Annotated in this window: 16 protein-coding genes; 14 read left to right on the forward strand and 2 right to left on the reverse strand. The window is 69.2% G+C overall.

The window, feature by feature from the left end:
- Positions 1-123 precede the first annotated feature (123 nt).
- The 8 genes from A5704_RS28110 to A5704_RS00625 all read left to right on the forward strand — a co-directional run bounded on the left by A5704_RS28110 (position 124) and on the right by A5704_RS00625 (position 12312).
- Positions 124-408: a hypothetical protein gene (locus tag A5704_RS28110; RefSeq protein ID WP_156736755.1), complete on the forward strand. Its 285-nt coding sequence runs from the start codon at positions 124-126 to the stop codon at positions 406-408.
- Positions 409-788: 380 nt separating this feature from the next.
- Positions 789-1193: a (deoxy)nucleoside triphosphate pyrophosphohydrolase gene (locus tag A5704_RS00595; RefSeq protein WP_067755813.1), complete on the forward strand. Its 405-nt coding sequence runs from the start codon at positions 789-791 to the stop codon at positions 1191-1193.
- Positions 1194-1596: 403 nt separating this feature from the next.
- Positions 1597-5280, forward strand: coding sequence for a nitrate reductase subunit alpha (locus A5704_RS00600; RefSeq protein ID WP_067886933.1), 3684 nt, complete (start codon positions 1597-1599; stop codon positions 5278-5280).
- 36 nt (positions 5281-5316) lie between these two features.
- Positions 5317-6933 (forward strand): nitrate reductase subunit beta, encoded by a 1617-nt coding sequence (narH, locus tag A5704_RS00605; protein WP_067782513.1) that lies wholly within the window; start codon positions 5317-5319, stop codon positions 6931-6933.
- Positions 6930-7595, forward strand: a complete 666-nt coding sequence (gene narJ / locus A5704_RS00610) for a nitrate reductase molybdenum cofactor assembly chaperone (RefSeq protein ID WP_067782510.1) — start codon at positions 6930-6932, stop codon at positions 7593-7595. Before narH ends, narJ begins: the two co-directional genes overlap by 4 nt.
- The gene (gene narI / locus A5704_RS00615) at positions 7588-8319 is read left to right on the forward strand and encodes a respiratory nitrate reductase subunit gamma (protein ID WP_067755804.1); all 732 of its coding nucleotides are present in this window, start codon (positions 7588-7590) and stop codon (positions 8317-8319) included. Before narJ ends, narI begins: the two co-directional genes overlap by 8 nt.
- A gap of 159 nt (positions 8320-8478) precedes the next feature.
- Complete coding sequence (gene typA / locus A5704_RS00620) at positions 8479-10368, forward strand: translational GTPase TypA (RefSeq protein ID WP_067755801.1); 1890 nt, start codon at positions 8479-8481, stop codon at positions 10366-10368.
- Positions 10369-10413: 45 nt separating this feature from the next.
- Complete coding sequence (locus tag A5704_RS00625) at positions 10414-12312, forward strand: ABC transporter family substrate-binding protein (RefSeq protein ID WP_197505001.1); 1899 nt, start codon at positions 10414-10416, stop codon at positions 12310-12312.
- A gap of 9 nt (positions 12313-12321) precedes the next feature.
- Here the strand turns inward: A5704_RS00625 and A5704_RS00630 are convergent, their stop codons facing one another.
- Positions 12322-12927, reverse strand: a complete 606-nt coding sequence (locus A5704_RS00630) for a TetR/AcrR family transcriptional regulator (RefSeq protein ID WP_067755794.1) — start codon at positions 12925-12927, stop codon at positions 12322-12324.
- A gap of 79 nt (positions 12928-13006) precedes the next feature.
- On the opposite strand from A5704_RS00630, the gene mshB reads away from it, so the two are divergent.
- From mshB to A5704_RS00650, 4 genes are all read left to right on the forward strand, one after another.
- Positions 13007-13909: an N-acetyl-1-D-myo-inositol-2-amino-2-deoxy-alpha-D-glucopyranoside deacetylase gene (mshB, locus tag A5704_RS00635; protein WP_067886833.1), complete on the forward strand. Its 903-nt coding sequence runs from the start codon at positions 13007-13009 to the stop codon at positions 13907-13909.
- 93 nt (positions 13910-14002) lie between these two features.
- Positions 14003-14464, forward strand: a complete 462-nt coding sequence (locus A5704_RS00640) for a hypothetical protein (protein ID WP_067780060.1) — start codon at positions 14003-14005, stop codon at positions 14462-14464.
- A gap of 108 nt (positions 14465-14572) precedes the next feature.
- Positions 14573-17191, forward strand: coding sequence for a bifunctional FO biosynthesis protein CofGH (locus A5704_RS00645; RefSeq protein WP_082954731.1), 2619 nt, complete (start codon positions 14573-14575; stop codon positions 17189-17191).
- Between the two features lie 29 nt (positions 17192-17220).
- Positions 17221-17985, forward strand: coding sequence for a maleylpyruvate isomerase N-terminal domain-containing protein (locus A5704_RS00650; RefSeq protein WP_067886843.1), 765 nt, complete (start codon positions 17221-17223; stop codon positions 17983-17985).
- A 10-nt stretch (positions 17986-17995) separates the two neighbouring features.
- On the opposite strand, the gene A5704_RS00655 is transcribed toward A5704_RS00650, so the two are convergent.
- On the reverse strand, positions 17996-18328 hold the full coding sequence (locus tag A5704_RS00655; protein WP_067755777.1) for a hemophore-related protein: 333 nt from the start codon (positions 18326-18328) through the stop codon (positions 17996-17998).
- A gap of 374 nt (positions 18329-18702) precedes the next feature.
- Here A5704_RS00655 and fdxA point away from each other — a divergent pair, with 374 nt between their 5' ends.
- A complete protein-coding gene (gene fdxA, locus A5704_RS00660; protein ID WP_067755774.1) occupies positions 18703-19029 on the forward strand; it encodes a ferredoxin in 327 nt (108 codons plus the stop codon).
- 53 nt (positions 19030-19082) lie between these two features.
- Positions 19083-20168, forward strand: coding sequence for a succinyldiaminopimelate transaminase (gene dapC, locus A5704_RS00665; protein WP_067755771.1), 1086 nt, complete (start codon positions 19083-19085; stop codon positions 20166-20168).
- The last annotated feature ends 38 nt before the right edge of the window (positions 20169-20206 follow it).

Below are 20206 nucleotides of genomic sequence, written 5' to 3' on the forward strand. Positions count from 1 at the left end.
ACGCTCGTCGACCGGTCCGGGCTAACGGCTCGCCGCCGTGCCCGCTGATTGAGTGACGGAGGGAGCGCCGGCAAGCTTGGGAATCGCTGTCCACCGCGGCGGCGGGGCGGGGAGAATGGCGGAATGAAACCTGACCGCGCGGACAAGCAAGAGTTGTTACAAAAGTTTGGCGCAACAGTGGCTAATTGGTTAAACACTCGCGAGCAAGTAGAAAAGACCGGTGGCGCCTCAGGTGACTTTGAAACGCAACAACACGACTTCTGGTTGACCGTGGACAGGTACAACACCGATAGCCTGAAGCGCCTGTTCGATTACGCCAGCGAGTGGGGCGTCGATGAGACTGAGCTTTCACGAGCTGCTGGGGTATCGCCCGAGAAGCTTCGCGATATAAGGGAAAGTCTCAACTGACACATCCGTCAACGAGGCAAAAGAGTTTGGCTGCGGGGTGCGGTTCCGGCGATGGACTCGACGACCGCTGCCAGCGCGCGTAGCTCGTCGAGCATGTAATCATCTAAGATCACTTGCTTCGCCGATCTCGCCCTCGATGTAGCGTCACGAATGTGTCTACCGCACCAGTTGCCACCTCAGTGCGCTTGGTGGTCCCCTGGCGTTTGGTCTTAGCTAGTGGATATGGCAAAGCCGAACAATGCCTCTGCTCATGCGGTTACTTACGGATAACGGACGCTACAGCGTCAGACGGGCAGCAGTGTTCAGCACTCAAGTACAGCGCGCGGCGTCCACCTGCTCATCCTTAACACAGCCATATTTCGACCGTATACCGTCTGGCCATGCCGACCCAGATCGTCGTCGCGGGCGCGGTCATCCGCCGCGCCACGGTGCTGGTGGCGCAACGCCTCCGGCCGCCCGAGCTGGCCGGCCGCTGGGAACTGCCCGGCGGTAAGGTCGCACCGGGTGAAACGGAGCGGGATGCGCTGGCCCGCGAGCTCGCCGAGGAGCTGGGCCTCGAGGTCGGCGACGTCGAGGTGGGGGGCCGGCTGGGCGACGACATCGCGCTCGAGGGCATGACCCTGCGCGCGTACCGCGTGGGATTGCTCAGCGGAGAGCCGCATGCGCGTGACCATGGGGCGGTGCGCTGGGTGACCGCGGACGAACTGCCCGATGTCGACTGGGTGCCCGCCGACCGCGGCTGGGTCGCTGACCTGGTGCGGGCGCTGTCCGCAGCGGCCTCATAACACGTCCACAGCTTTTCCGCAGCCGACGCCCAGCCGCGCAGAAGGTCGCGAGGGTGAACTTGAGATATAAACCCAACGTGTACTTGTAAAAACTACTTGACCTGGAAGCGTGTACCGGGACCGAGCCTGCGGCTGTACCTCGTGGTGACAGCGTCCCGGCCGGATGTCTCTAAGTCGCTAAAACCCATGTTGACCAAACGATTTCGATATCGGGCCGCCCGTCGCGGAGGTGTTAGGCGCGTCCTACGCGCCCCGCGCCGGTGCGCGATCGTTCCCCAGGCCAAAGGCCGTCGGCCATGGTTCGTGCCGGCCGATGAATCGATGGGCCGATGCCCGGTACGACGCACCCGGGCCGAAACGCCGGCCCGGCACGCGCGGCGCTACGGAGTGGAAGGGATACCTGTTGACTGTCACACCACACGTCGGTGGAGCGCTCGAGGAGTTGCTGGAGCGCAGCGGGCGGTTCTTCACCCCCGGTGAATTCTCGGCCGACCTGCGCACCGTGACGCGCAAGGGCGGCCGCGAGGCCGACGTGTTCTACCGCGACAGGTGGAGCCACGACAAGGTGGTGCGCTCCACCCACGGGGTCAACTGCACCGGTTCCTGCTCCTGGAAGATCTACGTCAAGGACGGGATCATCACCTGGGAGACCCAGCAGACCGACTATCCCTCGGTGGGCCCGGACCGGCCGGAATACGAGCCGCGCGGGTGTCCCCGCGGCGCGTCGTTCTCCTGGTACAGCTACTCGCCCACCCGGGTGCGCTACCCCTACGCGCGGGGCGTGCTGGTCGAGATGTACCGGGAAGCCAAGGCGCGACTGGGCGATCCGGTATTGGCCTGGGCCGACATTCAGGCCGACCCCGAGCGCCGTCGCCGCTATCAGCGCGCCCGTGGCAAAGGGGGACTGGTCCGGGTCACCTGGGCCGAGGCCACCGAGTTGATCGCCGCCGCCCACGTGCACACCATTAAGACCTACGGGCCCGACCGCGTCGCGGGATTTTCGCCCATCCCGGCGATGTCGATGGTGTCCTACGCGGCCGGGTCGCGGTTCTTCGAGCTGATCGGCGCCCCCATGACGTCGTTTTATGACTGGTACGCCGACCTTCCGGTCGCGTCGCCGCAGGTGTTCGGCGATCAGACCGACGTGCCCGAGTCCGGCGACTGGTGGGACGCAGCGTATTTGATGATGTGGGGCTCCAACGTCCCGATCACCCGGACCCCCGACGCGCACTGGATGGCCGAGGCGCGCTACCGCGGCACCAAGGTGGTGACCGTCAGCCCCGACTACGCCGACAACACCAAGTTCGCCGACGAGTGGATGCCGTGCGCCGCCGGCACCGACGGGGCGCTGGCGATGGCGATGGGCCACGTCATTCTGACGGAATGTTATGTGCGGAAAGAGGTTCCGTTCTTCACCGACTTCGCGCGCCGCTACACCGATCTGCCGTTCCTGATCAAGCTGGAATCCCGCGGCGACATGCTGGTGCCGGGAAAGAACCTCACGGCGGCGGACCTGGGCAGGGGCGTCGAGAACGCGGCGCTCAAACCGGCGGTGCTGGACGAGGCCACCGATTCGGTGGTGGTGCCCCACGGCTCGCTGGGATTCCGCTACGGCGAGGACGGTGTCGGCAAGTGGAACCTCGACCTCGGCGGCCTGATGCCGGCGCTCAGCGTGCGAAACGCGCACGGCGACACCGCGCTGGTGCACCTGGCCAGCTTCGACACGCTCAACGGTGAAGGCGCCACGGTGGCGCGCGGCGTCCCGGTGCGCCGCGTCGGCAAGCACCTGGTGTGCACCGTTTTCGACCTGATGCTGGCCCAGTACGGGGTGGCCCGACCGGGATTGCCCGGCGACTGGCCCACCGGTTACGACGACCCGACCCAGCAGAACACCCCCGCCTGGCAGGAGGGAATCACCGGTGTCTCGGCCGCGCAGGCCATCCGCGTCGCCAAGGAATTCGCCCGCAGCGCAGAGGAATCCGGCGGCCGGTCGATGATCATCATGGGCAGCGGGATCTGTCAGTGGTTTCACGGTGACGCCATCTACCGGGCGGTGCTCGCGCTGCTGATGCTCACCGGCTCGATGGGGCGCAACGGCGGGGGCTGGGCCCATTACGTCGGACAGGAAAAGGTGCGTCCGCTCACCGGTTTTCAGACCATGGCGATGGCCACGGACTGGGTGCGTCCGCCGCGGCAGGTGCCGGGAGCCTCCTATTGGTACGCGCATACCGACCAGTGGCGCTACGACGGTTACGCGGCCGACAAGTTGGCCAGCCCGCTTGGCCGCGGCCGGTTCGCGGGCAAGCACACGATGGACCTGCTGGCCTCCGCGACGGCGATGGGCTGGAGCCCGTTCTATCCGCAGTTCGACCGCTCCAGCCTGGACGTCGCCGACGAGGCGCGCGCCGCCGGTCGCGACGTCGCCGACTACGTCGCCGAGCAGCTCCGCGACCGCAAACTCAAGCTGTCCGTCACCGATCCCGACAACCCGGTCAACTGGCCCCGGGTGCTTACGGTGTGGCGGGCCAACCTGATCGGATCGTCGGGCAAGGGCGGCGAATACTTCCTGCGTCACCTGCTGGGCACCGATTCCAACGTGCAGGCCGAGCCGCCGGCCGACGGGATATCGCCCGTCGACGTGGTGTGCGAGGGGGACATCCCCGAGGGCAAGCTCGACCTGATGATGTCGATCGATTTCCGGATGACCTCGACGACGCTGGTCTCGGACGTCGTGCTGCCCGCGGCGACGTGGTACGAAAAGGCCGACATCTCCAGCACGGACATGCACCCCTACGTGCACGCGTTCAGTGCGGCGACCGATCCGCCGTGGGAAACCCGTTCGGACTTCGACGCTTTCGGCGCGATCGCGCGCGCCTTCAGCGCGCTGGCCAAGCGGCACCTGGGCACCCGCGGCGACGTGGTCCTCACCGCGCTGCAGCACGACACCCCCGACGCGATGGCCTATCCCGACGGCACGGAGGAGGACTGGTTGCACACCGGCGCGACGCCGGTGCCCGGACGCAGCATGGCCCGGCTCACCGTGGTGGAACGCGATTACGGCGCCGTCTACGACAAGTGGCAGACCCTGGGACCGCTCGTCGAGACCTTCGGGGTGACCATCAAGGGCATCACGGTGCATCCGTTCCGGGAGGTCGAGGAGTTGTCCGCCAAGTTCGGCGTGATGAATTCCGGTGCGGGAGCGGGCCGCCCGGCCATCACCACCGCGGCGCGGATGGCCGACGTGCTGCTGCTGTTGTCCGGCACGACCAATGGCCGGCTCGCCGTCGAGGGCTTCCGCGAGCTGGAAAAGCGGACGGGTCAGCGGCTCGCGCATCTGGCCGAGGGCAGTGAGGAGCGCCGCATCAGCTACGCCGACACGCAGGCGCGTCCGGTGCCGGTGATCACCAGCCCGGAATGGTCGGGCAGCGAAACCGGCGGGCGCCGCTACGCGCCGTTCACCATCAACATCGAAAACCTCAAGCCGTTCCACACGCTGACCGGCCGAATGCATTTCTACCTGGCCCACGACTGGGTCGAGGAACTCGGCGAGCACCTGCCGGTGTTCCGCCCGCCGCTCGACATGACGCGGCTGTTCGGCCAGCCCGAGCTCGGCCCCACCCCGGACGGGATCGGGCTCACCGTGCGGTATTTGACCCCGCACTCGAAGTGGTCCTTCCACTCCACCTACCAGGACAACCTGTACATGCTCTCGTTGTCCCGCGGCGGACCGACGATGTGGATGAGCCCCGGCGACGCGGCCAAACTTGAAGTGCGGGACAATGATTGGGTCGAAGCGGTCAACGCCAACGGCATCTACGTCTGCCGCGCCATCGTCAGCCACCGCATGCCCGACGGCGTGGTGTTCGTCTACCACGTGCAGGAGCGCACGGTCGACACGCCCCGCACCGAAACCAACAACAAGCGCGGCGGCAACCACAACGCGCTGACCCGCGTCCGCATCAAGCCCAGCCACCTCGCCGGGGGCTACGGCCAGCACGCGTTCGCCTTCAACTACATGGGGCCGACCGGCAACCAGCGTGACGAGGTCACCGTGGTACGTCGCCGCAGCCAGGAGGTGACGTACTGACATGAAACGTCCGAGCGAAGCTTGCGGAGCGAGACAATGAAAGTAATGGCGCAACTGGCGATGGTGATGAACCTCGACAAGTGCATCGGCTGCCACACCTGCTCGGTCACCTGCAAGCAGGCATGGACCAACCGGTCCGGCACCGAATACGTGTGGTTCAACAACGTCGAAACCCGTCCGGGACAGGGCTATCCGCGCACCTACGAGGATCAGGAGCGGTGGCGGGGCGGCTGGATACGCGACAAGAAGGGGCGGCTGCGGTTGCGTGACGGCGGCCGCATCCAGAAGCTGTTGCGCATCTTCGCCAACCCCAGGCTGCCGGTCATCGACGACTACTACGAGCCATGGACCTACGACTACGAGAACCTGACCACCGCACCCGCGGGCGACACGTTCCCCACGGCCGCACCGAAGAGCCAGATCAGCGGCGAACCGATGAAGATCTCCTGGGGGCCGAACTGGGACGACAACCTGGGTGGCTCGCCGGAGATCCTGGCCGGCGACCCGATCCTGAAGAAGGTCAGCGAGGACGTCAAGCTCGCGCTCGAAGAGACCTTCATGTTCTACCTGCCCCGGATCTGCGAGCACTGTCTCAACCCCTCCTGCGTGGCGTCGTGCCCGTCGGGCGCGATGTACAAGCGCAGCGAGGACGGCATCGTGCTGGTCGACCAGGACCGCTGCCGCGGCTGGCGGATGTGCGTCTCCGGATGTCCTTACAAGAAGGTCTATTTCAACCACAAGACCGGCAAGGCCGAGAAGTGCACCCTGTGCTATCCGCGGATGGAGGTCGGGCTGCCCACCATCTGCTCGGAGACCTGCGTGGGGCGGCTGCGGTATCTGGGCCTGGTGCTCTACGACGTCGACCGGGTGCTTCAGGCGGCGTCGGTGGAGAACGAGACCGACCTGTACGAGGCGCAGCGCCGAATCCTGTTGGACCCGAACGACCCCGAGGTGATCGCGGCCGCACGCGCCGAGGGCATCTCGGACGAGTGGATCGAGGCCGCCCAGCGCTCGCCGGTCTACGCGCTGATCAACGACTACCGGGTGGCCCTGCCGCTGCACCCCGAATACCGCACCATGCCGATGGTTTGGTACATCCCGCCGCTGTCCCCGGTGGTCGACGCGGTCAGCCGTGACGGCCACGACGGTGAAGAGCTGGGCAACCTGTTCGGTGCGCTGGACGCGCTGCGCATTCCGATGCAGTACCTGGCCGAGCTGTTCACCGCCGGGGACACCGCCGTGGTGGAGGGCGTGCTGCGGCGGCTGGCGGCGATGCGTTCCTACATGCGCGACATCAACCTCGGCCGCGAAACCCAGCCGCACATACCGCATTCGGTCGGCATGACCGAGGAACAGATCTACGAGATGTACCGGCTGCTGGCCATCGCGAAATACGAAGACCGGTATGTCATTCCGACGGCGTTCAGCCCGCAGGCCCGCGACCTCGAGCAGATGGGCTGCTCGCTGACCGGTGACGGGGGCCCGGGGATGTACGAGTCGGGTGAGCCGGTGCCCGTCGCCGTGGAGACGTTCCATGCGCTCAAGCACCCCCGCGGGGAGGCGGCCGCCAACGGGCGGCCGCGGGTGAACCTGCTGAACTGGGACGGGCGCCAGGCGCCCGCAGGCATGTTTCCCGACGGGCGGCAGCAATGAGGCTGCTGGCCGGGCGCCGCGGGCGCGCCGACATCCTGCAGGACCGACTCGTCTGGCAGGCGGCGTCGCTGCTGCTGGCCTACCCGGACGACGACCTGCCGGGGCGCCTGGACACCGTCGACGAGTTGCTCGGCCACATCACCGGGCCCGCGGCGGCGCTGCTCGGGCAGACGCTCGCCGCGCTGCGGGCCCGCGAGCCGATGGCCGCCGCGATGGATTACGTGGCGACCTTCGACATGCGGCGCCACTGCACGATGTACTTGACGTACTGGACCGCCGGGGACACCCGCAACCGTGGCCGCGAGATGGTCGAGTTCGCCACCGCCTACCGGGAAGCGGGCGTGCGGCCGCCGCGCGCCGAGGCGCCCGACCACCTTCCGGTCGTGCTCGAATTCGCCGCCACCGTCGACCCCGCGGCGGGGCGGCGGCTGCTGACCGAGCACCGCGTTCCGATCGACGTGTTGCGGGGCGCCCTCGCCGGCGCGGAGTCGCCGTACGAGCCGACCGTGGCGGCGGTGTGCGCGACGCTGCCGGCCGCGACCGACTCCGACGTGCGCCGCGCTGAGCGCCTGGCGAAAGCCGGTCCGCCCGCGGAAGCCGTTGGGCTGCAACCCTTTAACTTGACGGTGCCGCCCCGACGCGAAGGAGCGCCAGGTGTTTGACAGCGTACTGTTCTGGGACATCTCGCCCTACGTCACGTTGTCGGTCTTGATCGTCGGCACCTGGTGGCGGTACCGCTACGACAAGTTCGGCTGGACCTCGCGCTCCTCGCAGATCTACGAGTCGAAGTTGTTGCGGGTGGCCAGCCCGATGTTCCACTTCGGCATCCTGGCGGTCTTCGCCGGACACGTGATGGGCCTGTTCATCCCGCCGCGGGTGACGCAGATGCTGAAGATGAGCGACCATGCCTACCACCTGCAGGCCGTGATCGCCGGGTCATTGGCCGGCTTCGCCACGTTGGCCGGAATCGGGCTGTTGATCTACCGGCGGTTCACCCGGCCCGCGGTGACCATGGCCACCACCCGCAGCGACAAGGTGATGTACGTGGTGCTGGTGCTGGCCATCGTGGTGGGCCTGTACTGCGACCTGATCGGCACCGGCCCGCACGGCGGCGAGTTCCACTACCGCTACACGGTCGGCATGTGGTTCCGCCGGATCTGGCTGTTCCAGCCGCACGGTGAGGTGATGATCAACGCCCCGCTGGACTACCAGCTGCACGCCCTGATCGGCATGGTGCTGTTCACGCTGTTGCCGTTCACCCGGCTGGTGCACATCTTCAGCGCGCCGATCGCCTACCTGTTCCGGCCCTACATCGTCTACCGCAGCCGCGACGAGGTGACCAAGGGCGAATTGGTCGGCACGGCCCCGCGCCGGCGGGGCTGGTAGGTGTTCGGGCACCCAGCAATGCGTGTGCGTCCTGGGCTTTCCGTGTGCGTCCAGGCCGGCGACACGCCGTGCCGGGCCGCCCTGGACGCACACCGGGCGACCGGCGGGGCGCACCTGCCAGTTCGCCTTTGACCGCCTCGCGCTGCCACAATCACCGACGTGCCATTCCGTAACGTCGCCATCGTCGCCCACGTCGACCACGGCAAAACGACCCTGGTGGACGCGATGCTGCGGCAGTCGGGCGCCCTGACCCACCGCGGCGACGACACCCAGGAACGCATCATGGACAGCGGTGACCTGGAGAAGGAAAAGGGCATCACCATCCTGGCCAAGAACACCGCGGTGCACCGCCGCAACCCGGACGGGACCGTCACGGTCATCAACGTGATCGACACCCCCGGGCACGCCGACTTCGGTGGTGAGGTGGAGCGCGGCCTGTCCATGGTCGACGGTGTCCTGCTGCTGGTCGACGCGTCGGAGGGGCCGCTGCCGCAGACGCGGTTCGTGCTGCGCAAGGCGCTGGCGGCGCACCTCCCGGTGATCCTCGTCGTCAACAAGACCGACCGGCCCGACGCCCGCATCGCCGAGGTCGTCGACGCCAGCCACGACCTGCTGCTGGACGTCGCGTCCGACCTGGACGACGAAGCCGCCAAGGCCGCCGAGCACGCGCTGGGCCTGCCCACGCTCTACGCCTCCGGCCGCGCGGGCATCGCAAGCACCACCCAGCCGGCCGACGGCGAGGTGCCCGCCGGCGACAACCTGGACCCGCTGTTCGACGTCCTGATGGAGCACATCCCGCCGCCGTCGGGGGACCCCGAGGCGCCGCTGCAGGCGCTGGTCACCAACCTCGACGCGTCCGCCTTCCTCGGCCGGCTCGCCCTCATCCGCATCTACAACGGCAAGCTGCGCAAGGGCCAGCAGGTCGCCTGGATGCGGGAGGTCGACGGCCTGCCCGTGATCACCAGCGCCAAGATCACCGAGCTGCTCGCCACCGAGGGCGTCGAGCGCAGCCCCACCGACGAGGCGATCGCCGGTGACATCGTCGCGGTCGCCGGGCTGCCCGAGATCATGATCGGGGACACCCTGGCCGATCCCGATCACGCCCACGCGCTGCCGCGCATCACCGTCGACGAACCGGCGATCTCGGTGACCATCGGCACCAATACCTCGCCCCTGGCGGGCAAGGTGTCGGGCCACAAGCTGACCGCGCGGATGGTCCGCAACCGCCTGGACACCGAGCTGGTCGGCAACGTGTCGATCCGGGTGGTGGACATCGGCCGGCCGGACGCCTGGGAGGTGCAGGGCCGCGGCGAGCTGGCCCTGGCCGTGCTGGTCGAACAAATGCGACGGGAAGGCTTCGAGCTGACCGTGGGCAAGCCGCAGGTGGTGACGAAGACGATCGACGGCAAGCTGCACGAGCCGTTCGAGGCGATGACGATCGACTGCCCCGAGGAATTCGTCGGCGCCATCACCCAGTTGATGGCCGCCCGCAAGGGCCGCATGGAGGAAATGGCTAACCACGCGGCCGGCTGGGTCCGGATGGACTTCGTCGTGCCCAGCCGCGGCCTGATCGGCTTCCGCACCGACTTCCTCACCATCACCCGCGGCACCGGCATCGCCAACGCGGTGTTCGACGGCTACCGGCCGTGGGCGGGGGAGATCCGGGCCCGCCACACCGGCTCGCTGGTGTCCGATCGGTCCGGAGTCATCACGCCGTTCGCGATGATCCAGCTCGCCGACCGCGGGCAGTTCTTCGTCGAGCCGGGCCAGGACACCTACGAGGGCATGGTCGTCGGAATCAACCCGCGCGCAGAGGATCTCGACATCAACGTCACCAGGGAGAAGAAGCTCACCAACATGCGCTCGTCGACCGCGGACGTGATCGAGACCCTGGCCAAGCCGCTCGAGCTCGACCTGGAGCAGGCCATGGAGTTCTGCGCGCAGGACGAATGCGTCGAGGTGACTCCGGAGATCGTCCGGGTCCGCAAGGTCGAACTGGACGCCACGACCCGGGCCCGCAGCCGGGCGCGGGCCAAGGCCCGGGGTTAATCGCGCGTGCTTGGGCGGGCTGCCGGGCAGCTGGTCGTTACCCTGATCGGCATGCCGAGACGAGTCCGCCGTTTCTTCGTGACGGTCGGCGTGCTCCTCTCGCTGTCTGGATTGGCGCTGGCGGCGTGCACGGTCAACCCGCCGCCGGCGCCGCAGAGCACCGACACGCCGCACAACTCGCCACCGCCCCCGCCGCGGCCCACCCAGATCATCATGGGCATCGACTCGATCGGCGCCGGCTTCAACCCGCACCTGCTGTCCGACCTGTCGCCGGTGAACGCGGCGATCAGCGCGCTGGTGCTGCCGAGCGCGTTCCGGCCCGTGCCAGACCCCGCGACGCCCACCGGCTCGCGCTGGGAGATGGACCCGACGCTGCTGGAGTCCGCCGAAGTCACCAACCAGAACCCGTTCACGGTGACCTACAAGATCCGGCCGGAGGCGCAGTGGACCGACAACGCCCCGATCGCCGCCGATGACTTCTGGTACCTGTGGCGGCAGATGGTCAGCCAGCCCGGCGTCGTCGACCCCGCCGGCTACGACCTCATCACCGGCGTGCAGTCGCTGGAGGGCGGCAAGCAGGCGGTGGTCACCTTCGCCCAGCCGTATCCATCATGGAAAGAGCTTTTCAGCAACATCCTTCCGGCGCACATCGTCAAGGACGTGCCGGGCGGGTTCGCGGCCGGGCTGGCCCGGGCGCTCCCGGTGACCGGCGGCCAGTTCCGGGTGGAGAGCATCGATCCGCAGCGCGACGAGATCCTGGTGGCCCGCAACGACCGCTATTGGGGATCACCGGCCAAGCCCGCCGTCATCCTGTTCCGGCGCGCCGGGGCGCCGGCCGCGCTGGCCGATTCGGTGCGCAACGGCGACACCCAGGTGGCCCAGGTGCACGGCGGATCGGCGGCCTTCGCGCAGCTGTCCGCCATCCCCGACGTGCGCACCGCCCGGATCGTGACGCCGCGCGTCATGCAGCTGACGCTGCGCGCCACCGAGCCCAAGCTGTCCGACGCCCAGGTGCGCAAGGCGATCCTCGGGCTGCTCGACGTCGACCTGCTCGCGGCGGTGGGCGCGGGCAGCGACAACACCGTCACGCTGGACCAGGCCCAGATCCGCGCGCCCAGCGATCCCGGCTACGAGCCGACCGCGCCGCCCGCGATGACGACGCCGGCGGCGCTGGCGCTGCTGGAGGGGGCCGGCTACAAGGTCGAGGGCAACGCTTCGGCTTCAGCGGGGTCACCGGCCCCGACGCCGGCGAACACCGGGCCGCCCGAGGTCATCCGCGGCCGGATCAGCAAGGACGGCCAACAGCTGTCGCTGGTCATCGGCGTGGCGGCCAACGACCCGACCTCCGTCGCGGTGGCCAACACCGCCGCCGACCAGTTGCGCAACGTGGGCATCGCCGCCAGCGTGCTGGCGCTGGACCCGGTCACGCTGTATCGCGACGCGCTGAACAACAACCAGGTGGACGCGATCGTCGGCTGGCATCAGGCCGGCGGGAACCTGGCGACGCGGCTGGCCTCGCGGTACGGCTGTCCGGCGCTGGAGGCGACGCAGGTGCCGACATCCACGGGGCCGACCACGAATCCGCCCTCGTCGAGCGCGCCGCCGTCGACCGGGTCAAGCGCGTCCTCCACCACGCCAACCTCGTCCGCGCCCAGCCGGCCGCCGGACCCCAACGCCCTGGTGCAGGCGCCGTCGAACCTCACCGGAATCTGCGACCGGAGCGTCCAGTCGAACATCGACGCCGCGCTCAACGGCACCAAGAACATCAACGACGTGATCACCGCGGTCGAGCCGCGGTTGTGGAACATGTCCACGGTGTTGCCGATCCTGCAGGACACCACGATCGTCGCCGCCGGCCCGAGCGTGCAGAACGTCAGCCTGACGGGAGCGGTGCCGGTCGGCATCGTCGGCGATGCCGGCCAATGGATCAAGACCGGGCCCTGATCGGCCCGTTCAGTCCCGTCTGGTCCGCGGCGGGATCACGGTATCGACGATCAGCGCCAGCTCCCTGCGGTTGGGCGGCGATCCGGTCAGCAGGAAGTGCTGGTTGATCAGAGCCGGGCCGATGCGCGCGGTGAGCGGGGTGGTCATCTCCGGATCGAGGTCGCCCTCCGCGACGGCGGCCTGCAGGATCGATTCGATGATCTGCAGGCGGGGAGCCACCACCGCGTCGGCGAAGATGGCCCGCATCTCGGGCTCGTGCAGCAGCTGGTTGACGGTGGCCATGCCGGGGAACGCGGTCTTGCCGGCGCAGACGTCGCGGTGCGCGGTGAAGACCGTCAGCAGGTTGTCCCGGGCCGACCGGCCGGCCCGCGCCTCGGGCAACGGCGGCAACGTATGGACCAGGGCGGCGTGCACCAGCTCGCACTTGGTGGTCCAGCGCCGGTACAGGGCGGCCTTTCCGGTGTGGGCGCGCGCCGCGATGCCCTCCATCGTCAACCCCCCGTACCCGACTTCGGCCAGCTCGGCCAGAGTGGCCTCGTACAGCGCGCGTTCGAGGACCTCGCCCCGTCGGCGGCTCCTGCCGCCGGCCGGGGCGGTCTTGGTGAGCTGCGGCATCCCTCGATAGTAGCCGCACGCGTTCCTATCGGCTGCGACGAGACCGCTACCGCCGGCCGGGGACGGGTAGGGTGCGTCCATGCCTGAGACTCCACGGCTGCTGTTCGTCCACGCGCATCCCGATGACGAGAGCATCAGCAACGGCGCCACCATCGCCCACTACACCGCCCGCGGGGCGGACGTGCGCGTCGTCACCTGCACGCTCGGCGAGGAGGGCGAGGTCATCGGCGAGCGGTGGGCCGAGTTGGCCGTCGATCGCGCGGATCAGTTGGGGGGCTTCCGGATCGGCGAGCTCACCGCCGCGCTGCGTGAGCTGGGCGTCGGCGAACCGCACTACCTGGGCGGCGCCGGACGCTGGCGCGACTCGGGCATGCGGGGCACGCCCGGGCGGCGGCGCCAGCGGTTCATCGACGCCGACGAGCGGGAGGCCGTCGGCGCGCTGGTCGCCATCATTCGCGAATACCGGCCGCACGTGGTGGTGACCTACGACCCGGGCGGCGGTTACGGCCACCCCGATCACGTCCACACTCACACCGTCACGACGCGCGCCGTCGCCGCCGCGGGCTCCGACGACTTCCCCGGCGAGCCGTGGACCGTGCCGAAGTTCTACTGGTCGGTGCTCGCCACCGACGCCTTCGTAGCGGGCATGCGCGCGCTCGAACCCGAGGATCTGCGACCCGGGTGGACCATCCCCCCGGAGGAGGAGTTCGGCTTCGGGTACGCGGACGCCGACATCGACGCCGTCGTCGAGCCCGCCGTTGCGGCGTGGGCGGCGAAGCGGGCCGCGCTGGCCGCGCATGCCACCCAGGTGATCGTCGGGCCGACGGGCCGGGCCTGCGCCCTGTCGAACAACATGGCGCTGCCGATCATGGCGGACGAACACTACGTGCTGGTCGCCGGCACGGCGGGGGAGCGCGACGAGCGCGGCTGGGAGACGGACCTGCTCGCCGGGCTTGATTTCGGCGCGGTCGTCACGCGGTAGGCTTGCCAATCAGGCAGCCACGGAAGGATTTCGCATGGACCCCGACCTGGACCCTAATCAGCAGCATTGGCAGGACCGGCTCGACAGCCTGCAGTGGGTTATCGGCTCGATACTCTCCAACATCGACAGCGTTCCGACCTGACCGAAACGAAGCCGCGCGCCATACCCGTCGAAGACGGCGGCGCGACAGACCCCGCGATCCGTTTCGTTGTCCTGACGCTGCTGGCCGTCGACGGGGTCCTCTCCGCACTGGCCGGGGCCCTGCTGCTGCCTTCCTACCTCGGATCGATCCCGTTCCCCATCAGCGGATTGATCTCTGGATTGGTCAACGCCGCCTTGGTCTGGGCCGCCGGCCGGTGGACCGCCTCGTCGCGGCTGGCCGCGCTGCCGCTGTGGACGTGGCTGCTCACCGTGGCCGTGATCAGCATGGGCGGCCCGGGCGACGACGTCATCCTGGGCGGCCGCGGCCTGCTGGCCTACGGGGCGTTGCTGCTGATCGCGCTGGGGGCGGCGCCGCCGTTCTGGGTGCTGTGGCGGCGCGGCCACCGGGCCTGACGTTCGTGCGGTCGCGGCAAGGGATGTCCCCGCTTGCCGGTGTGGGCCTGACGCTACTGTTGACTGTTGCGCAGACCGGGCCCGCACGGGCCTGAAAGAAAATTTCACATGTTGGGACACGCGGATGAAATTCGATCGTGGGGAAGTTACACGAAGGTGCCGCTGACTCCGGGCGAGGAGCCTACCGCTCTTCCTAATCCTGTGGTTCCGCCAAAGACGAGCGCATCCGCGCTGCGGCGGGTGCTGCGCCGCGCCCGAGACGGCGTCGCGCTCAACGTCGACGAGGCGGCCGTCGCGATGACCGCGCGGGGTGACGACCTCGCGGATCTGTGCGCCAGTGCGGCACGGGTACGCGATGCGGGTCTGGCGTCGGCCGGCCGGCGCGGCCCCGGCGGCGGACTGCCGATCACCTATTCGCGCAAGGTGTTCATCCCGGTCACCCACCTGTGCCGCGACACCTGCCACTACTGCACCTTCGTCACCGTCCCGGGCAAGCTGCGCGCGCAGGGCGCGGGCATGTATCTCGAGCCCGACGAGATCCTCGACATCGCCCGCCGCGGGGCCGAACTCGGTTGCAAGGAAGCGCTTTTCACCCTCGGTGACCGCCCCGAGGATCGGTGGCCGGAGGCGGCGCAGTGGCTCGGCGAACGCGGTTACGACTCCACGCTGTCCTATGTGCGGGCCATGGCGATCCGGGTGCTCGAGGAAACCGGGCTGCTGCCACACCTGAACCCCGGCGTGATGAGTTGGTCCGAGATGGCCCGGCTCAAGCCGGTGGCGCCGTCGATGGGCATGATGCTCGAGACCACATCGCGGCGCCTGTTCGAGACGAAAGGGCTTGCGCACTATGGCAGCCCGGACAAGGACCCCGCCGTCCGGCTGCGCACGCTGACCGACGCGGGCCGGTTGTCCATCCCGTTCACGACGGGCCTGCTGGTCGGCATCGGCGAGACCCTGACCGAACGGGCCGAGACCCTGCACGCGATCCGCAAGTCGCACAAGGAGTTCGGGCACGTTCAGGAAGTGATCGTGCAGAACTTCCGGGCCAAGGAGCACACCGCGATGGCCGGCGTCCCCGACGCGGGGATCGACGACTACCTGGCGACGGTAGCGGTCGCGCGGCTGGTGCTCGGTCCCGGCATGCGCATCCAGGCGCCGCCCAACCTGGTGTCCCCCGACGAGTGCCTGGCCCTGGTCGGCGCCGGGGTCGACGACTGGGGCGGCGTCTCGCCGCTCACGCCCGACCACGTCAACCCCGAGCGGCCGTGGCCCGCGCTGGACGACCTCGCCGACATCACCGCCCGTGCCGGATACGAACTGGTTCAGCGACTGACCGCCCAACCCAGGTACGTCCAGGCGGGGGCGGCGTGGATCGACCCCCGGGTGCGCGGGCACGTGCTGGCGCTGGCCGACCCGGCCACCGGACTGGCCCGCGACGTCAATCCCGTGGGACTGCCCTGGCAGGAGCCCGACGACGTCGCGTCCGCGGGGCGGGTCGACCTCAACGCCGCAATCGACACCGAGGGCCGCGCCACCGAGGCTCGCAGCGATCTGGACAGCGCCTTCGGCGACTGGGAATCGATCCGCGCGCAGGTGCACGAACTGGCCGCACGCGCCCCCGAGCGGATCGACACCGACGTGCTTGCCGCGCTGCGGGCGGCCGAGCGCGATCCGGCCGGCTGCAGTGACAGCGAGTACCTGGCGTTGGCTACCGCCGATGGGCCGGCGCTGGAAGCCGTTGCCGCTCTGGCAAATTCGCTACGCCGCGACACGGTCGGCGACGACGTGACGTTCGTGGTGAACCGCAACATCAACTTCACCAACATCTGCTACACCGGCTGCCGGTTCTGCGCCTTCGCGCAGCGCAAGGGCGACGCCGACGCGTATTCGCTGTCCACCGACGAGGTGGCGGACCGCGCGTGGGAGGCGCACGTCGAGGGCGCCACCGAGGTGTGCATGCAGGGCGGGATCGACCCGGAGTTGCCGGTCACCGGCTACGCCGACCTGGTCCGCGCCGTCAAGGCGCGGGTGCCGTCGATGCACGTGCATGCCTTCTCGCCCATGGAGATCGCCAACGGCGTCACCAAGAGCGGGCTCAGCGTGCGCGAGTGGCTGATCAGCCTGCGCGAGGCCGGGCTGGACACCATTCCGGGCACGGCCGCCGAGATCCTGGACGACGAGGTGCGCTGGGTGCTCACCAAGGGCAAGCTGCCGACCTCGGAGTGGATCGACATCGTGACCACCGCGCACGAGGTGGGCCTGCGGTCGTCGTCGACGATGATGTACGGGCACGTCGACAGCCCGCGGCACTGGGTCGCCCACCTCAACGTGCTGCGCGGGATCCAGGACCGCACCGGCGGGTTCACCGAGTTCGTGCCGCTGCCATTCGTGCACCAGAGCTCGCCGTTGTACCTGGCGGGCGCGGCCCGGCCCGGGCCCACCCACCGCGACAACCGCGCTGTGCACGCATTGGCGCGAATCATGTTGCACGGCCGCATCTCCCAGATTCAGACCAGCTGGGTGAAGCTGGGCGTCGAGCGCACCCAGGTGATGCTCAACGGTGGCGCCAACGATCTGGGCGGCACGCTGATGGAGGAGACCATCTCGCGAATGGCCGGTTCGGAACACGGGTCGGCGAAGACGGTCGAGGAGCTGACCGAGATCGCCGAGGGGATCGGGCGCCCGGCCCGTCAACGCACCACCACCTACGCCCCGCGGGCCGCTTAGCACCCAGACCGGGCGGGTACCCCGACGCCGTGAACCGACAGATCGACGACGACCGGTTCCCGGAGTGGCGCCCATTCGTGGACGCGGTGCAGCAGCGAAGGCCCGACGCCGGCACCTGGTGCGAGGCGTGGACGGTCCGCGACGTCGTCATCCATCAGGCCGGGAACGCCGAGGAGATCGCCCGGGTGCTGGCCGCTCACCTGGAGGGTGAACCGGTCGGCACGCGGGGCTTCGAGGAGCGTGAGGGACCGTTGCGCGCCTTGAACGACCCCGATTTGTGGGACGCGTTCCTCGATCGGATGGCCACCCTGAACCGGGTTGCGGCGGCCGCCGACGACGTGCCGCAGGACACCGACGTCGCGTGGACGGGCCGCACCATGAAGGTGCCCTGGTTCGCCGAGCACATGCGCGAAGAGCTGGTGCTGCACGGCTGGGACATCACCGGCGACGACGCGGCGGCGCGGGCGCGGCTGGCCGAGCCCTGGATGACCACCCACAGCGTCTTGGCGGTCGGAAGGCCGCTGCTGGCCAAGGGCGCCAAGCAGTTAGCGCCGGGCGAGCGTATCGAGGCGCGGCTGCGGGTCCCCGGCGCCGACGACGTCGTGGTCAGCGCAGAAGCCGACCGCACCTCCGTCGAGCTCACCGAACCCGAGGGTCCGGCGACGCTGGAAACCGATGCCGCGGCGCGGGTCCTGCTGCTCTGGGGGCGTAGGCCCGCGGACCCGTCCCGGATTTGCAGCCGCGTCGGGCCGCAGACGCTGGGCCGCGTGCGCGGCCTGCTCAGCGGTTACTGAACCCGCGGGCTCAGAAGTTGTTACAGGTGACGGCGACCTGGTTGATGTCGTCGTAGTACTTCATCGCCGACGGCATCGCCTGGATCTGCTGGGCCATCTGCTGGCGCTTCGGCGGCGGCGAGGCCAGGAAGCTGCGGATGTAGGACTGCGCCACGGGCGAGCTGTTCAGCTGCGCGGCGGCCGCCGGATCGGTGGCGTTGAGCGCCGCGATCACCTGTCCGTAGTTGCACGTGGTGTTGATGATCGCGTCCGTCGGGTCCGCGGATGCGATCCCGGCGCCGGCGGTCAACGCCACCGCGGCGCTACCGATCGCGACGGTCAATTTGGTCAACGACAGCCTCATGTGTGGACACCTTCCCCGTTAATGCACCGCTATCAAGGCGACGACATCTGCCCAGCGGTTGCCGTCTTCCGGTCGAGGTTACCAGGCGCCACGACCGTGCTTCCATTTCAATGGTTATCGCACGACCCCGCCGGACTGCGACTTTGCGCAGGTCGGCGGCCCGGGGCCGGTGTTCGCCCTTGGCGAAACGCACCCCGCCCGCGGCCTCCGAGACCGGCGGTCTTAAATCGTCTGTTTAACGGGCGCGCCAAGTGGTTGACGTGTATGTGCAACGTCTAGTATCAGTAACCGAAAGCTTTGTCTGGAGCGGCCGGCAGCACCGGGCGCGAGCCGAAGAGCAGCCCACACCGAAGTAGTACATAGAGGAGACGTCTGTGACCTACACGATCGCCGAGCCCTGTGTCGACATCAAAGACAAGGCATGTATCGAGGAGTGCCCGGTCGATTGCATCTACGAGGGCGCGCGGATGCTGTACATCCATCCCGACGAGTGCGTCGACTGCGGGGCGTGCGAGCCGGTCTGCCCCGTCGAAGCGATCTACTACGAAGACGACGTGCCCGAGCAGTGGAGCCAGTACACCCAGATCAACGCCGACTTCTTCACCGAACTGGGATCGCCGGGCGGCGCCGCCAAGGTCGGCATGACCGAGAACGACCCGCAGTCGGTCAAAGACCTGCCGCCGCAGGGCGAGGGCGACTGAGCCGGCCGGTGCTGGATCAGCCCGGTGTGAGGCCGCGCGCCGCACGCGGGCGAGTGTCGGCGTCCCTGCCGGAATTCCCGTGGGACACGCTGGCCGACGCGAAAGCGCTGGCCGGCTCCCACCCCGACGGGATCGTCGACCTGTCCGTCGGGACACCGGTCGACCCCGTCGCGCCGGTGATCCAAGAGGCGCTCGCCGCCGCCGGATCCGCGTCCGGTTACCCCGCCACCGCCGGCACTCCGCGACTGCGGGAAGCGGCGGTCGCCGCGCTGGCCCGCCGCTTCGGCGTCACGGGGGTCAGCGAGGCCGCCGTCCTGCCGGTGATCGGCAGCAAGGAGCTCATCGCCTGGTTGCCGACGCTGCTGGGGCTCGGACCCGCGGACGTGATCGTGGTGCCCGAGCTGGCGTATCCCACCTATGACGTCGGGGCCCGGCTGGCCGGAGCGCCGGTGCTGCGCGCGGACTCGCTGACCCAGTTGGGCCCGCAATCGCCTGCGCTGGTCTACCTGAATTCCCCGAGCAACCCGACCGGCCGCGTGCTGGGCGTCGACCACCTGCGCAAAGTGGTCGGCTGGGCGCGCGAGCGGGGCAGCGTGGTGGCCTCCGACGAGTGTTACCTGGGCCTGGGCTGGGACGCCCAACCGCTGTCGATCCTGCATCCGTCCGTGTGCGACGGCGACCACAGCGGGCTGCTGGCGATCCACTCGCTGTCCAAGAGTTCGTCGTTGGCCGGTTACCGGGCCGGGTTCGTCGCGGGTGACCCCGACCTGGTGGCCGAGCTGCTGGCGGTGCGCAAGCACGCCGGGATGATGGTGCCCACGCCGGTGCAGGCGGCCATGGTCGCGGCGCTGGACGACGACGCCCACGAGCGGGCGCAGCGGGAGCGGTACGAACGGCGGCGCGCGGCGTTGCTGCCGGTGCTGCGGGCGGCCGGATTCACCGTCGACCACTCCGAAGCCGGCCTGTATCTGTGGGCCACGCGCGGCGAGCCATGCGCGGACACCGTCGACTGGCTGGCGGGGCGCGGCATCCTGGTGGCGCCCGGCCACTTCTACGGCCCGCGCGGCGCGCAACACGTGCGCGTCGCGTTGACGGCCACCGACGAGCGGATCGCCGCCGCGGTGCAGCGACTCGCCTGACCGGCGCCGCCCAACTGCCACCGTGGCGGCGGCGAACG

Source organism: Mycobacterium sp. E735, from assembly GCF_001666955.1.
In the GTDB taxonomy this organism is placed as follows: Bacteria; Actinomycetota; Actinomycetes; order Mycobacteriales; family Mycobacteriaceae; genus Mycobacterium.